We start from the raw sequence: 14,855 nt of genomic DNA on the forward strand, positions 1-14,855 counted from the left end.
CCGCCCGTGCTGTGGCCTACTTGAAACAGCGGGGCCTGACGGGAGAAATCGCGGCCCGTTTCGGATTGGGGTATTCCCCAGAAGGCTGGCGCGCGCTGGCCAGTGCCTTTCCCAAGTATGACGACCCCTTGCTGGTGGAGTCAGGACTGGTGATTACACAGGGCGATGACGGGCCTGAGCAAAAACGCTATGACCGGTTTCGAGATCGGATCATGTTTCCGATTCGCAACGTCAAGGGCGAAACGATTGGCTTTGGCGGGCGTGTCCTGGACAAGGGCGAGCCCAAATACCTGAACTCTCCTGAGACGCCGGTGTTCGTCAAAGGCCGCGAGCTATATGGCCTGTTCGAGGCTCGGACCGGGCTGCGCGAAAAGGAGTATGCGCTCGTCACCGAAGGCTATATGGACGTGGTGGCGCTTGCGCAATTGGGCTTTCCAAACGCGGTCGCCACTTTGGGCACAGCCTGTACGGCGGAGCATGTCCACAAGCTTTTGCGATTTACTGAGCAAGTTGTCTTCAGTTTTGACGGGGATGCCGCAGGCCGCCGTGCGGCAGGCCGGGCTTTAGAAGCTGCCTTGCCCCACGCCACCGATACGCGCAGTTTCAAATTTCTATTTCTGCCCCCAGAGCATGACCCAGACAGCTATATCCGCGCCCATGGCGCCATAGGATTTGAAGGCTGTGTGCGCGATGCCGTGCCGCTTTCGCGTCAACTCGTCGAACATGCCAGCGCCGACTGCGACCTTCAAACTGCAGAAGGCCGTTCACGCATGCTGGCCCAAGCCCGGCCCCTTTGGCAGCAGTTGCCCGAAGGCACTTTGCGCTTGCAGATGTTGAGTGAACTCGCGCGCCTGGGCGGCCTGCCATCGGACGAGTTGAGTCGCCTTTGGGCCGCCAGCGGACAAGCTCACACGACGCAGCCTCACCGAGCGGATGGGGCGCCCGATGACGGCACGCCGCCGCGCACCTTTGAACGATACAAGCGGCGCGGGCAGCAAACCAGCTTCGGCCCACAAACCACCACCAGCCGGGGTAGGCTCGCGCCCAAGAAGCCCGAAGACCGCATTGTCCAGATGCTCTATGGAAACTCGCAATGGTGGTTGCAGCTTTCGGCTTTGGAGCACGACCTGCTGCATGGCCTGCCCACCCCACACGGCCCAGCGATCGCTTGGCTAGAGCGCGAAATGACCGAGCACGGGGGGCGCCCCTGGGCGGTATTGCGTGAAGCCTTGGCCGCTGACGAGGGCTTGGCCTCTGAAGTGCGCATGCTGGCGGACGGTGACGCCGACCCTGATGCTACTTTTGAAGACCTGCGCAGCGCCTTGGACATGCTGCTGGTGAAAGCCCTCGAAGCGCGCAAACAAGCCTTGCTGGCCCAGGCCGCGACAGACCCTCAGGCTTTACAGGCGTTCAGAGAGGTCGATACAGAGTGGCGAGCAGTGCGTGCGAGACAAGGTGGAATGCTGGTGCGAGGTGAGTAGAAACGGGCCTGCGAGGTATAATCCACACACCGACACATGGCAAGAGTGACAGCAACACCTCCGGACCCCGGCCACCCGCGACACGGGCTACCCCAGGCCAACTTCCCCGCAAGGGTTGCATTCCCAAATGTTCACGCTAGCTTGCCGCGCCCTCTTTGCAGCCGTGCTTTCGCACTGAGCTGTCTGTGACTTCTTCGCCCCTACCCTGGGCGGCACCACAAGTGCTGCCAGAACAGTTGGTGTTGCCCTGTGCACGCCTGAGCTGCCAGTTTGATTGATCGAGGACCTGAATGACCGCCAAGAAGACCGCTTCGCCCAAGGCCGCCAAGACTGCTGCGGCAGCCCCGGAAGCCGAGGACACCAAGAAGGCCAAGACAAAGGCCGCCGCTGCACCCAAGGCTGCTGCAAAGTCGGCAAAGGTGAGTGATGCCGAAGACGGCAAGGCCAAGCGCGGTCGCAAGCCCAAGGCTGAGGCCGCCGCCAAGCCCAAAGCCGAAGAGCTGGAAGACGATCTCTCAGACATCGAAGCCGAGATTGAAGGCGAAGTCGAAGCCGAGGTAGAGGCTGTCGAAGCAGCTGACGACGGTGAAGACAAGCCTAAGGCCAAGCCCCTGCGCATGAAGGTCAGCCGCGCCAAAGAGCGCGCACTGATGCGTGAGTTTGGTCTGGACGAAACCGCCCTGACCGAAGAGGAAGTGGCCAAGCGCCGCCAAGAGCTGAAGACCCTGATCAAGATGGGTAAGACGCGCGGCTACTTGACCCACCAGGAAATCAACGACCACCTGCCCGAAAAGCTGGTCAACGAAGAAATCCTCGAAGCCATCATCTCCATGCTCAATGACATGGGGATCGCGGTCTATGAGCAGGCACCGGATGCCGCCACACTGCTGATCGCCGGCGGTGCCACCTCCACGGCCACTGAAGAGGAAGCCGAAGAAGCCGCTGAAGCGGCGCTGTCCACCGTGGACTCCGAGTTCGGCCGCACCACCGACCCTGTGCGCATGTACATGCGCGAAATGGGCACGGTTGAGCTGCTGACCCGTGAAGGCGAGATTGAGATCGCCAAGCGCATTGAAGGCGGCTTGCAGGCCATGATGCAGGCCATCTCGGCCTCGCCGACCACCATCAATGAGATCCTCACCATGGCGGCCAAGATCGAGTCGGGTGAATCCCAGATCTCGGAAGTGGTCGACGGCTTTGTGGCCGCCGATGAGGCCGATGACTATGTGGCCGAAGAAGACTTTGACGAGTTCGACGAAGAAGACGACGACGACGGCAATGGCGGCTCTAAGGCCCTGACCAAGAAGCTCGAAGAGCTGAAGTCGCAAGCGCTGCAGAAGTTCACCTCGCTGCGCACGCACTTCGAGAAGATGCACAAGGCCTTTGAGAAGGACGGCTACAAGTCGCCGACCTACAACAAGGCACAGCAGGCCATCACTGATGACCTGATGACCATCCGCTTCACCGTCAAGACGATTGAGCGCCTCTGCGACATCTTGCGCTCGCAGGTCGACGACATTCGCCGTTACGAGCGCGAGATCCGCAAGATCGTGGTCGACAAGTGCGGCATGCCCCAGGACTACTTCATCAAGTCCTTCCCCGCCAACGCCATGAATGTGAAGTGGGCTGAGAAAGAGATCGCCGCAGCCAAGCCCTTCAGCGCCATTCTGAGTCGCAATCTGCCGGCTGTGCAGGAACTGCAGCAAAAGCTGATCGACCTGCAAGCGCGCGCTGTGGTGCCGCTGATCGACCTGAAGGACATCAACAAGCGCATGAACGAGGGCGAAAAGGCCTCGCGTGATGCCAAGAAGGAAATGATCGAGGCCAACCTGCGCCTGGTCATCTCCATCGCCAAGAAGTACACCAACCGTGGCTTGCAATTCCTGGACTTGATCCAGGAAGGCAATATCGGCTTGATGAAGGCGGTCGACAAGTTTGAATACCGTCGCGGCTATAAGTTCTCGACCTATGCCACCTGGTGGATTCGTCAGGCCATCACCCGCTCGATCGCCGACCAGGCCCGCACCATCCGTATTCCGGTGCACATGATCGAGACCATCAACAAGATGAACCGTCTGTCGCGCCAGCACCTGCAGGAGTTCGGCTTCGAGCCCGACGCACCCACGCTGGCCGAGAAGATGGAGATGCCCGAAGACAAGGTGCGCAAGATCATGAAGATCGCCAAAGAGCCGATCTCCATGGAAACGCCCATCGGCGACGACGATGACAGCCACCTGGGTGACTTCATCGAAGACTCCAACAACACCGCGCCTATCGAGGCGGCGATGCAAGCGGGTCTGCGCGATGTCGTCAAAGACATCCTCGACAGCCTCACGCCACGCGAAGCCAAGGTGCTGCGCATGCGCTTCGGTATCGAGATGTCCACCGACCACACGTTGGAAGAAGTGGGCAAGCAGTTCGACGTGACCCGCGAGCGGATTCGCCAAATTGAAGCCAAGGCTATCCGTAAGCTCAAGCACCCGAGCCGCTCGGACAAGCTCCGCACCTATCTGGATAACGTCTGACCACGCGTTCGCGCCGCCCGAGCATGCCCAAACGCCGCTGCTCGGTGGTCGAATTGCATCCACGCTGACGCCCAGGCATGGCCATCATCAAGCGCCGCACCGTGCTCTTCGCAGACTTGCGAGGCAGCACTGCGCTCTACGAAAGCATGGGCAACGCGTCAGCCACTTCGGTGGTCACGCAAGCCATCAATGGCTTGTCACGCCGTGTGCCGGTGACGGGCGGGCAGCTCATCAAGACCTTGGGTGATGGCCTGATGGCGGTCTTCCCGGGCTCGGTGTCTGCGGTGGCTGCAGCCGTGCAGATGCAGGCCGAGTTGGACAGACAAGCCCAGCAAGCCGTGGGCTTGCCACCGGAGCAAACGGCAGATTTGCAGTTGCAGATCGCCATTGCGGCGGGTGAAGTGGTTGAGGTCGGTGGCGACTGCTTTGGCGACGCGGTCAATGTCGCAGCTCGGCTGCTTGACCACGCAGGAGACAACGAATGCTTGGTCACCCGCGAGGTGCATGAAGAGCTGACCTGGGAAGTGCGCTCGCGCTTCCGGCACCTGGACAAAGTCCACTTGCGTGGCCGCGCCGAGCCTGTCGATGTCTATCTCTTGGCGCGACGCGGCGTCGACACAGCCGTCACCCAAATGGAAGCACCGGCCGAGATGAGCGAGCCGCAGGGCCTGCAACTCGTCTGGCGCGATAACGCCTTTGTGTTCTCACGCGGGCGCTGGCCCGTGGTGTTGGGACGCGGCAGCCAAGCCACACTCAAGATCGACGATGCGCGCGTCTCACGCTCGCATGCTCGGATCGACCTGATGGGCGGTGCGCTGCAGCTGACCGATCTCAGCATCAACGGCTCCTACGTGCGCTTTGCCGGCGATGAGGAAGTCCTCAGCCTGCGGCGCGGCACCTGCACCTTGCATGGCAATGGCGAGCTGGGGTTAGGCGGGTCGCCCAACGACCCAGATGTGCCCTTGGTTCAGTTTGCGGTGCTGTCCAGCTTGGACACCCAGCCCATGAAGCTTGTTTGAGGGCCCTGCCCTCCTCTCCTGACCGTGTGCCCTTATGCGCTTTAAACCTGAGCCGCCCTTCACCCATGGTCAAACCCCGCGCATCGGCGTGGTATGGGCCAATCTGGGCACGCCAGATGCCCCCACGCCTTCTGCTTTGCGTCGCTATCTGGGCGAGTTTCTAAGTGACCCGCGCGTGGTGGAGATCCCCGCGCTGGTCTGGAAGGTGATCCTTCACGGCATCATCTTGCGGGTACGCCCCGCAAAGTCTGCCGCCAAGTACGCCAGTGTGTGGACGCCAGACGGCTCACCCTTGGCGGTTTGGACGCAGCGCCAAGCCAAGCTGCTTCAGGGCTACTTGGGTGAGCGCGGCCATGCCGTGACCGTGATGCCTGCCATGCGCTATGGCCAGCCGTCTATCGCCAGCGCCCTGGATGCGCTGCGTGCGCAGGGTGCCGACAAGATCCTGGTGCTGCCGGCCTATCCGCAGTATTCGGGCGCTACCACCGCCAGCACGTTTGATGCGGTTTCCCACTGGGTGCAAAAGACTCGCCGCGTGCCGGCGCTGCGCTTGGTGGCCGAGTACCACGACCACCCCGCCTACATTGAAGCCTTGGCCGCTTCCGTGCGCGCGCACTGGAAGGTAGAAGGCCCCAGCCGCATGCTGGTGATGAGTTTTCACGGCATGCCTGAGCGCACCTTGCACTTGGGCGACCCCTACCACTGCCAATGCCATAAGACGGCCCGTCTCTTGGCTGAGGCGCTGGAGTTGAGCAAAGACCAGTACCGCGTGACCTTCCAGAGCCGTTTCGGCAAGGCCAAATGGCTGGAGCCATCGACGGAACCCACACTCAAGGCCCTCCCCGCTCAAGGCCATGAACGGGTCGATGTGATCTGCCCTGGGTTTGTGGCCGACTGCCTGGAAACGCTGGAGGAGATCCAGATGGAAGGCAAGGAAGCGTTCATGCATGCGGGTGGCAAGCAGTTCCACTACATCCCTTGCTTGAATGCCGACCATGCGGGCATCAGTGCGCTGGTTCAGATCGCCACTGAGCAGTTGGCGGGCTGGCCCACCACCGCCGTGCCGCAGGATGCCGACGGCAAGGCCAGTGCGGCACGCGCCCGTGAGATGGGTGCCAACCGCTAAGGCTTCTCGACCCCACAAGAGAAAACGCCGGGCTGAACCCGGCGTTTGCATTTGAGCGAGCCGATCAGACCCGGCGGCGCATCAGCTTGGGCACAACCAATACGGCCAAGACAATCAACAAGATGGTCAAGGACATGGGGCGCTCAATGAACACGCTCCACTTCCCTTCACCGATGGACAGCGCATTGCGCATCTGTGCCTCGGCCATCGGGCCCAAGATCATGCCCACGATCACGGGTGCGGTGGGGAAGCTGAAGCGGCGCATCAGCACCCCCAACACGCCCACGCCAAACATCAGGAACAGGTCAAAGGCACTTTGGCGCATGCCATACACGCCAACCGTGGCGAACACCATGATGCCCGCGTACAAGTAGCTGCGGGGGATTTTCAGGAGCTTGACCCAGAGGCCCACCAAAGGCAGATTCAACACCAGCAACATGACGTTGCCGATGTAGAGCGAGGCAATCAGCGCCCACACCAGAGTCGATGACGTCGTCATCAGCTGCGGCCCGGTTTGCAAACCGTAGTTCTGCAAGGCCGACAGCAAGATGGCGGCGGTCACCGAGGTCGGAATGCCGAGGGTGAGCAAGGGCACCAAGGTGGCCGTCACCGCTGAGTTATTCGCAGCTTCGGGCCCGGCCACGCCTTCAATCGCACCCACCGTGCCAAACTCTTCTTTGTGCTTGCTGAGCTTGCGCTCAGTGGCATAGCTCAGGAAGGTCGGGATCTCGGAGCCGCCCACCGGCAAGGTGCCAAACGGGAAACCGATGGCCGTGCCACGCAGCCAAGCGGGCCAAGAGCGGCGCCACTCCGACTTGGTCATGTGCACCCGGCCCGTGCGGTTCAAGGAAGCCTCGCTCTTGCCCTCATACAACACGTTGTACAAGGCTTCGCCCACCGCAAACAGGCCCACGGCGATCAGCACCACCTCAATGCCGTCCATGAACTCAGGCACGCCACCGGTGTAGCGCACCGTCGCGGTGATCTGGTCGATCCCGACCAGGCCGATGGCGAGACCGACGAACAAAGCTGTCAAGCCGCGCAAGGCGCTGCCCCCCAGCACGGCGCTGACCGTGGTGAAAGCCAGGAGCATCAAGCCAAAGTACTCGGGCGGGCCCAGCTTGACCGCAAAGTCAGCCAGGATGGGCGCACACAAAGTCACCAACACAGTGGCGATGGTGCCCGCCACAAACGAACCAATGGCCGAGGTGGCCAAAGCCGCGCCGGCCCGGCCGCTCTTGGCCATCTTGAAGCCTTCGAGCGCGGTCACCATGGTGCCGGTTTCGCCCGGCGTGTTCAGCAAGATCGAGGTGGTCGAACCACCGTACATCGCGCCGTAATAGATGCCGGCGAAGAAAATCATCGAGGCGGTGGGTTCCACCTGCGAGGTGATGGGCAGCAGCATGGCCACCGTCACCGCCGGGCCTAGGCCCGGCAACACGCCGATGGCCGTGCCAATGGCACAGCCGATAAAGGCCCACATCAGGTTGATGGGGGTGCCCGCCGTGGCGAATCCTTGAAGGAGCTGATCCCAGACTTCCATGTCGTTCTCCTTGAAGGTTTAGATCCAGCCGGTGCTGGTCAGGCCGGGCAAACTGATGGCCAAGACCTTGCTGAACAGCCAGAACACCGGTGCTGAGATGGCCAAGCCAATGCCCGCATCGCGCAATGTTTCCTTCAAGTCTCCACCAGGACGCCCTTCGGAAAGCCGCAAACCCCTGACCGCGCACACAAAGCACAGCGCGCAACTCAGCACAAAGCCGATGGTGGTGATGAGCGCAGCATTGGCCAGCAAACCAGCTGACATCCAGGCCATGGCCCGCCAATCGCCTTTCTCAGCGCCGGAAGGCGCCTCCAGCACCGCCGGCTGACTGCCCCGCTGGGCCTCGACGATCAGCAACACCCCACACAAGGCCAAGGCGCACGCGACCACCCAAGGCAAAAAGTTGGGTCCAACACCGGCATACCCGGCCTCAGACGAAATGCTGGTTGCCCCAAAGGCCAGCAACGCAGCCAGCACCAATACGCCCACACCGACCAAGGTCTGATGCAGGGCTCTGGGGCTTTTTGTTGGCGATTCACTCATCGCGAGTCTCCTCACTGAGGGCCTTCTGTGAGGCCGTGAAACGAACAAGCCGGTGGGTTGCACCGGCCTGTACAGAACTCGGGAGGGCCAAGCAATGGCCCTTCGGACGGCTATTCAGCCTGTCAGATCATGCCGGACTTGACCATGATGGCGCGCAGCGACGCAAACTCACGATCGACAAACTCGTCAAAGGCTGAGCCGGTCAGGACAGCTGGCGTCCAGGCGTTCTTCTCGAGCGACTCGGCCCAAGATTTCGACTTCATCGCAGCCAAGACCATGTCGGTCAGCGCCTTGCGCTGCTCAGGCGTAATGCCAGGGGCCGCGTAGACACCGCGCCAGTTACCGATCTCGACATTGATGCCCTGCTCCTTGAGCGTGGGGATGTTGATGCCCTTGAGGCGAGCGGCCGAGGTCACGGCGATGCCCTTCATCTTGCCGCTCTCGATGTATTGCGCAAACTCGCTGTAGCCGCTGCCGCCGACCGTGACGTTACCGCCCAGAATGGCCGCAGTAGCTTCACCGCCCCCACGGAAGGGCACGTAGTTGATCTTGGATGCGTCCACGCCAGCTTCACGGGCGATCATGGCCGCCGCAATGTGCTCGGTGGAGCCGCGCGAACCGCCACCCCACTTCACGCTGCCGGGGTCCTTCTTCATGGCCTCGACCACGTCCTTCATGGTCTTGAAGGGTGAATTGGCGGGCAGCACAAACACGTTGTACTCGCTGGTGATGCGAGCAATCGGGGTGGCTTGGGTCAAAGAAACCGGTGGTTTGCCGGTGATGATGCCGCCCAACATCACAGCGCCCATCACCATCAAGGCATTGGGGTCGCCCTTGCTGGCATTCACGAACTGCGCGAGCCCTAAGGCACCGGCTGCGCCGCCCTTGTTCTCAAAAGACACTGCGGAGGCCACACCAGCGTCTTGCAAGGCCTTGCCCAGGGCGCGGCCCGTGCTGTCCCAGCCACCACCGGGGTTGGCAGGAATCATCATCTTCAGGTTGGCAGCGGCATTGGCGCTCAGTGGCAGAGCACCGGCAGCGGCCATGGCGGCCAGAGACTTGAGGAAGGTATCGCGACGCATGCGTGAGGCTCCTTGAACAATAGGGAGAGGAATAGTGATGGTGACGACGCAGCCTGTCAAACGGCTGTCGCGCAGGCTGGGGTTATCCCGGTTCAGTGACAGACGAGCCTGAGAGGATAAGCTCCACCCTATGAAGGTACTGCTCATCGAAGACGACACCGCGCTGCAAGCCACCCTGCAGCGCACGCTGGAGCGGCGCGGCATGCGCGTCACCGTGTGCTCAGACGGCCTGCGCGCGCTAGACCGCTGGCAAGCCAGTCTGCCGGATGTGGTCCTGCTCGACCTGAGCCTCCCCGGCCAAGATGGCTTGATGGTGCTGAGCCAAGCGCGCGCCCAAGGCTTAACCACGCCCGTGCTGATCGTCACAGCTCGCGGCACCATTGGAGACCGAATCGTCGGGCTCAACACAGGGGCCGACGATTACCTTCCCAAACCTTTTGACCTGGACGAGCTGGAAGCACGCATGCGCGCCTTGGCGCGGCGCGCCGCCGGGAGTCTGGGCACTGGGCCGGCGGGCTCGGGCAGTGCAGTCACCATGGAGTTCATGGGCTTAAGTTGCGATGCGGACAGCGGCGCCGCCTATCACCATGGCCAGCCCTTGGAGATGCCGCCGCGCGAGTTGGCACTGCTGCGCGCCCTGCTGCAGCGGCCCGGCCATGCAGTGGCCAAAGAGCGTCTGTTCAGCGCAGTGTTTCCTGGCGAGCGCGATGTGCAGCCGGAAGCCATTGAGGTCGTCGCCTATCGCCTGCGCAAGCGCCTAGCAGGCACCCAGGTGCAGTTGGTGACACTGCGCGGCCTGGGCTATCTGCTGCGGGCCAACGCATGAGCTTGGCCAAAGTTTGGCTGCGCTTGTCGCTGCGGGACCGCCTGATGGTCGGCATTTTGCTGCCGGTCTTGGCCGTCATTGCGGTCAACACGGCCGCGCTGTATGAGCAAGCACTCCGCGCGGCCGACACGGCCTACGACCGCACCTTGCTGGCCACCGCCAAGTCCATCGGTGACCAACTGGAGACCCAGGTGGTTGGTGGCGAGATGACCCTGCGCTCTGAACTGCTGTACTCGGCCTTGGAACCTTTTGAGGCGGACAACCGCAGCCGCCTGTACTACCGGGTCGATGGCTTCCAGGGCGAGATGGTTTCTGGCTTTGAAGACCTCAAGCCCTGGCGGGGCAGCTTGCCGCAAAAAGGCCCCTACGCGGCTCTGGTCGACTTTTATGACGACGAGTACCAAGGCAGCCGGGTGCGCGTGGCGGTGCTGCTTCAACCCGTGGTGTGGCAAGGCGGCCAAGGCATGGCCACCGTGCAAGTGGCCGAGACGCTAGAGCTACGCCAGACCCTGGCCCGCAGCCTGCTGATGGGCACGCTGTGGCGCCAAGCGGCCTTGGTGCTGCTGATTGCGGGCGTGGTGGTGTGGGTGGTGCACCGCGCCACCCTGCCCGTTCGGACCTTGAGCCAATCCCTGCGCTCCCGCGCCGAAGGCGACCTGACCCCTCTCGATGGCGCACTCGCGCCACGCGAGATCGAACCGCTGGTGGCCGCCACCAACCACCTGATGTCCAGGCTGAGGGACTTGCTGGAGACCCAAAAACGCTTTGTGCGCGACACCTCGCACCAACTGCGCACTCCGCTGGCGGTGCTCAAGGCGCAGGTGCAGTCCGCCCGGCGCGGGGACCTCGACCCGATGCTGGCACTGGCTGAAATCAACCAAACCGTCGATCGGGCGACCACCTTGGCCAATCAGATGCTGGCGCTGGCCAAGGTCGAGCAGCTCCGGCAGCAAGGCGATGCACCGCTGCTGGACTGGGCCGACATCACGCGCGATGTGGCCTTGGATCTCTCCGCCTTGATTGCCGAGGGCGAGCTCGACTTTGAGCTGAACAACCGCCAAGCCGCACCCATCCAAAGCCACGAGTGGGCCTTGCGCGAGCTGACCCGCAACCTGCTGCACAACGCCATCAAGCACTGCCCGTCCGGCGGGCGGCTGAGCGTCACCCTGGTGGCCGACCAACGCCATGCCGCCCTGACCATTGCCGACAGCGGCCCCGGCTTACCACCCGAGCAACGCGCACGCCTGTTTCAGCCCTTTGCCGCTGGCAGCAGCCGCAGTGGCTCCGGCCTGGGGCTGGCCATCTGTCATGACATCGTGCTGTCGCTAGGGGGGCAGATCGAGCTGAACAATCGCGAGGTGCAGGGGCGCATTCAAGGCCTGGACGCCGTGGTACGCCTGCCCTTGGCCAAGACCTGAGCGACAATCTGCGCCGTGGACGCTCCAAAACTTGTGACCCATCCGGTTCGGCTCGATAAATGGCTCTGGGCCGCCCGATTTTTCAAGACCCGCAGCCTGGCCGTGGAGGCCATTGGCAAGCATCGCGTGGACGTCAACGGCCAAGCGGCCAAGGCTTCTCGTGACCTGCGCGAGGGGGACCTGATCACCCTGCGAGAGCCGGGTCAGCCTGCGCGTGAGATCCAGGTGCTGGGCCTGAGTGAGTTGCGAGGCCCCGCACCCATCGCCCGCCAGCTCTACCAAGAAAGCGCGGACAGCCTGGCCCGCCAAGCTCAAGCGGTGGAACAACGCCGCCAAGGTGTGGAGCCCGCCCAAGCCATTGAGCACGGCCGCCCCACCAAGCGCGACCGACGCGACTTGGCCCAATGGCAGCGCTGGAGCGCCTCGGCGGACTCCTGAGGCGGCCACCCAGCGGCGCACCGCCGCACTGATTTACAAAAGCTGCAATCCCCTCTTGAAATTGTGGGCTGTGGCCCCAATTGCCTGAGATTCCTGTCAAACCTTTGTCCTGACACCATGACTTCCAACGACCCCGCAGCCCAGCCCAGCCCCGCCGACACCACCGAGCACGCCGCCGCACCTGAAGCCGCAACGCCGGAGCAAACCAGCCCCGAGCAACGGGTGGTCGAGTTGGAAGCCCGCTTGGCCGAAATGTCCGACGCCTACCTACGGGCCAAGGCCGAAGGCGAAAACATCCGCCGCCGCTCGGAAGAAGAAGTGAGCAAAGCCCGCAAGTACGCGGTGGAGTCTTTCGCTGAAGCCATGCTGCCCGTGCGTGACAGCTTGGAAGCCGCCATCGCCATGCCCGACGCGCCGGTGGACAAAGTGCTGGAAGGCGTGCATGCCACGTTGCGCCAACTGGCCCAAGCGCTGGAGCGCAACAAGGTGCAAGAGATCAACCCGCCGGTGGCCACTCGGTTTGACCCGCACCACCACCAAGCCATCAGCATGGTGCCGGCTGATCAAGATGCCAACACCGTGGTCGCCGTGCTGCAAAAGGGCTACTTGATTGCCGACCGGGTTCTGCGCCCGGCCTTGGTCACGGTGGCCGCCCCCAAATAAGCCCTGAATCCTGCGCTTTTTGGGGCGAAAGCCCCTTGAAACCCTGCGGATTCACCCCAAATTCGAATCAACACGAACTTCTCTCTCGGAGCACACATCATGGGAAAAATCATCGGTATTGACCTCGGCACCACCAACTCGTGCGTGGCCATCATGGAAGGCAACACCACCAAGGTGATCGAGAACGCTGAAGGCGCGCGCACCACGCCGTCCATCATTGCCTATCAAGAAGACGGCGAAATCCTGGTCGGTGCCTCGGCCAAGCGTCAGGCCGTGACCAACCCCAAGAACACCGTCTACGCTGCCAAGCGACTGATCGGCCGCAAGTTCACCGAGAAGGAAGTGCAAAAGGACATCGACCTGATGCCCTACACCATTGCTGCAGCCGATAACGGCGACGCTTGGATCGAAGTGCGCGGCAAGAAGCTGGCCCCGCCCCAGATCAGCGCTGAAGTGCTGCGCAAGATGAAGAAGACCGCCGAGGACTACCTGGGCGAAGAAGTGACCGAGGCCGTGATCACCGTGCCCGCTTACTTCAATGACGCACAGCGCCAAGCCACCAAGGATGCTGGCCGTATCGCCGGTCTGGATGTCAAACGCATCATCAACGAGCCCACCGCAGCGGCCTTGGCCTTCGGCCTGGACAAGCATGGCAAGGGCGACCGCAAGATTGCCGTCTATGACCTGGGTGGCGGCACCTTTGACGTCTCCATCATCGAGATCGCCGATGTGGACGGCGAAATGCAGTTCGAAGTGCTGTCCACCAACGGCGACACCTTCTTGGGTGGTGAAGACTTCGACCAGCGCATCATTGACTACATCATTGCCGAGTTCAAGAAAGAACAAGGCGTGGACCTGACCAAGGACGTGCTGGCCCTGCAGCGCCTGAAGGAAGCCGCTGAAAAGGCCAAGATCGAGCTGTCCTCGTCGGCCGCCACCGATGTCAACCTGCCCTACATCACCGCTGATGCGACAGGCCCCAAGCACCTGAACATCAAGCTCAGCCGCGCCAAGCTCGAAGCCCTGGTCGAAGAGCTGATCGGCCGCACCATTGCGCCTTGCGCTACCGCCATCAAGGATGCGGGCGTCAAGGTCAGCGACATCGACGACGTGATCTTGGTCGGTGGCATGTCGCGCATGCCCAAGGTGCAAGAGAAGGTCAAGGAGTTCTTCGGCAAAGAGCCGCGCAAGGACGTCAACCCTGATGAAGCCGTGGCCGTGGGCGCTGCGATTCAAGGCCAAGTGCTGGGCGGCGACCGCAAGGACGTGCTGCTGTTGGACGTGACGCCTCTGTCTCTGGGCATTGAGACCCTGGGCGGCGTGATGACCAAGATGATCAAGAAGAACACGACCATCCCCACCAAGTTCAGCCAAGTGTTCTCGACGGCGGACGACAACCAACCCGCCGTGACCATCAAGGTCTATCAGGGTGAGCGTGAAATGGCCTCGGGCAATAAGAGCCTGGGCGAGTTCAACCTGGAAGGCATTGCCCCTGCCCCACGTGGCATGCCGCAAGTTGAAGTGAGCTTTGACATTGACGCCAACGGCATCTTGCACGTGGGCGCCAAAGACAAGGCGACAGGCAAGGAGAACAAGATCACCATCAAGGCCAACTCGGGTCTGTCTGAGGCCGAGATCGAAAAGATGGTCAAGGACGCCGAAGTCAATGCGGCCGAAGACAAGAAGAAGCTGGAATTGGTGCAGGCGCGCAACCAAGCTGACGGCACGATCCACTCGGTCAAGAAGAGCATGACCGAGCATGGCGACAAGCTGGACGCCGACGAGAAGGCCAAGATCGAAGCCGCAATCAAGGAGGCCGAAGAAGCCCTGAACAGCGATGACAAGGCCGTGATCGAAGCCAAGACCGAAGCCCTGATGACGGCCAGCCAGAAGCTGGGCGAAAAGGTCTATGCCGAACAGCAAGCGGCCCAAGCTGCAGCCGGTGCAGCCGCAGGTGCAGGCGCACAGCCTGGTGCGGAGGCCGCCGCCGCCAAGCCGGATGACGACAACGTTGTCGATGCCGACTTCAAGGAAGTCAAGAAGTGATGCAGGCATTCAAGGGAGCCCAAGGGCTCTCTTGAATGAACGCCGCGTTCGATGCGAGGGGCTTTCGGTCCACGCCTCAACGCGGCGCTTTCGCTTCCAGGGTCACATCGGGTGGCCGAAGCACCAACCGATCTAGAGAATTTTC

12 protein-coding genes are annotated in these 14,855 nt (G+C 62.2%); 9 read left to right on the top strand and 3 right to left on the bottom strand.

The features are described from left to right. The 4 genes from ACIQ3Q_RS06195 to hemH form a co-directional block, all read left to right on the top strand. Positions 1–1,481, top strand: a 1,481-nt coding sequence (locus tag ACIQ3Q_RS06195) for a DNA primase (protein ID WP_396268150.1), incomplete at its 5' end; no start/stop codon positions are given. Positions 1,482–1,771: 290 nt separating this feature from the next. After that, a complete protein-coding gene (rpoD, locus tag ACIQ3Q_RS06200; protein WP_396268151.1) occupies positions 1,772–4,006 on the top strand; it encodes an RNA polymerase sigma factor RpoD in 2,235 nt (744 codons plus the stop codon). A 77-nt stretch (positions 4,007–4,083) separates the two neighbouring features. Beyond that, a complete protein-coding gene (locus tag ACIQ3Q_RS06205; protein ID WP_396268152.1) occupies positions 4,084–5,025 on the top strand; it encodes an adenylate/guanylate cyclase domain-containing protein in 942 nt (313 codons plus the stop codon). 34 nt (positions 5,026–5,059) lie between these two features. Next, positions 5,060–6,151: a ferrochelatase gene (gene hemH / locus ACIQ3Q_RS06210; protein WP_396268153.1), complete on the top strand. Its 1,092-nt coding sequence runs from the start codon at positions 5,060–5,062 to the stop codon at positions 6,149–6,151. 64 nt (positions 6,152–6,215) lie between these two features. Here the strand turns inward: hemH and ACIQ3Q_RS06215 are convergent, their stop codons facing one another. From ACIQ3Q_RS06215 to ACIQ3Q_RS06225, 3 genes are all read right to left on the bottom strand, one after another. Further along, on the bottom strand, positions 6,216–7,694 hold the full coding sequence (locus ACIQ3Q_RS06215) for a tripartite tricarboxylate transporter permease (protein WP_396268154.1): 1,479 nt from the start codon (positions 7,692–7,694) through the stop codon (positions 6,216–6,218). Between the two features lie 18 nt (positions 7,695–7,712). Next, a complete protein-coding gene (locus ACIQ3Q_RS06220; protein ID WP_396268155.1) occupies positions 7,713–8,237 on the bottom strand; it encodes a tripartite tricarboxylate transporter TctB family protein in 525 nt (174 codons plus the stop codon). A 122-nt stretch (positions 8,238–8,359) separates the two neighbouring features. Beyond that, positions 8,360–9,319 (bottom strand): tripartite tricarboxylate transporter substrate binding protein, encoded by a 960-nt coding sequence (locus ACIQ3Q_RS06225; protein ID WP_396268156.1) that lies wholly within the window; start codon positions 9,317–9,319, stop codon positions 8,360–8,362. Between the two features lie 130 nt (positions 9,320–9,449). On the opposite strand from ACIQ3Q_RS06225, the gene ACIQ3Q_RS06230 reads away from it, so the two are divergent. The 5 genes from ACIQ3Q_RS06230 to dnaK all read left to right on the top strand — a co-directional run bounded on the left by ACIQ3Q_RS06230 (position 9,450) and on the right by dnaK (position 14,710). Next, the gene (locus tag ACIQ3Q_RS06230) at positions 9,450–10,145 is read left to right on the top strand and encodes a response regulator (RefSeq protein ID WP_396268158.1); all 696 of its coding nucleotides are present in this window, start codon (positions 9,450–9,452) and stop codon (positions 10,143–10,145) included. Next, complete coding sequence (locus ACIQ3Q_RS06235) at positions 10,142–11,563, top strand: sensor histidine kinase N-terminal domain-containing protein (protein ID WP_396268159.1); 1,422 nt, start codon at positions 10,142–10,144, stop codon at positions 11,561–11,563. The genes ACIQ3Q_RS06230 and ACIQ3Q_RS06235 overlap by 4 nt, the downstream gene beginning before the upstream one ends. Before the next feature lie 15 nt (positions 11,564–11,578). Continuing rightward, positions 11,579–12,001: an RNA-binding S4 domain-containing protein gene (locus ACIQ3Q_RS06240; RefSeq protein ID WP_396268160.1), complete on the top strand. Its 423-nt coding sequence runs from the start codon at positions 11,579–11,581 to the stop codon at positions 11,999–12,001. A gap of 117 nt (positions 12,002–12,118) precedes the next feature. Then, entirely contained in the window at positions 12,119–12,664 is a 546-nt protein-coding gene (gene grpE, locus ACIQ3Q_RS06245) for a nucleotide exchange factor GrpE (protein ID WP_396268161.1), read from the top strand. Positions 12,665–12,763: 99 nt separating this feature from the next. Beyond that, on the top strand, positions 12,764–14,710 hold the full coding sequence (gene dnaK / locus ACIQ3Q_RS06250) for a molecular chaperone DnaK (RefSeq protein WP_396268162.1): 1,947 nt from the start codon (positions 12,764–12,766) through the stop codon (positions 14,708–14,710). Positions 14,711–14,855: the final 145 nt, after the last annotated feature.

It is taken from the genome of Ideonella sp., assembly GCF_044358605.1.
Taxonomy (GTDB): Bacteria; Pseudomonadota; Gammaproteobacteria; order Burkholderiales; family Burkholderiaceae_C; genus Ideonella.

Excerpts from the sequence above, each read along its gene's own strand:
- rpoD (WP_396268151.1), top strand. The coding sequence starts at position 1,772 with ATGACCGCCAAGAAGACCGCTTCGCCCAAGGCCGCCAAGACTGCTGCG.
- ACIQ3Q_RS06205 (WP_396268152.1), top strand. The coding sequence starts at position 4,084 with ATGGCCATCATCAAGCGCCGCACCGTGCTCTTCGCAGACTTGCGAGGC.
- dnaK (WP_396268162.1), top strand. The coding sequence starts at position 12,764 with ATGGGAAAAATCATCGGTATTGACCTCGGCACCACCAACTCGTGCGTG.
- ACIQ3Q_RS06230 (WP_396268158.1), top strand. The coding sequence starts at position 9,450 with ATGAAGGTACTGCTCATCGAAGACGACACCGCGCTGCAAGCCACCCTG.
- ACIQ3Q_RS06220 (WP_396268155.1), bottom strand. The coding sequence starts at position 8,237 with ATGAGTGAATCGCCAACAAAAAGCCCCAGAGCCCTGCATCAGACCTTG.
- hemH (WP_396268153.1), top strand. The coding sequence starts at position 5,060 with ATGCGCTTTAAACCTGAGCCGCCCTTCACCCATGGTCAAACCCCGCGC.
- grpE (WP_396268161.1), top strand. The coding sequence starts at position 12,119 with ATGACTTCCAACGACCCCGCAGCCCAGCCCAGCCCCGCCGACACCACC.
- ACIQ3Q_RS06215 (WP_396268154.1), bottom strand. The coding sequence starts at position 7,694 with ATGGAAGTCTGGGATCAGCTCCTTCAAGGATTCGCCACGGCGGGCACC.
- ACIQ3Q_RS06235 (WP_396268159.1), top strand. The coding sequence starts at position 10,142 with ATGAGCTTGGCCAAAGTTTGGCTGCGCTTGTCGCTGCGGGACCGCCTG.
- ACIQ3Q_RS06225 (WP_396268156.1), bottom strand. The coding sequence starts at position 9,319 with ATGCGTCGCGATACCTTCCTCAAGTCTCTGGCCGCCATGGCCGCTGCC.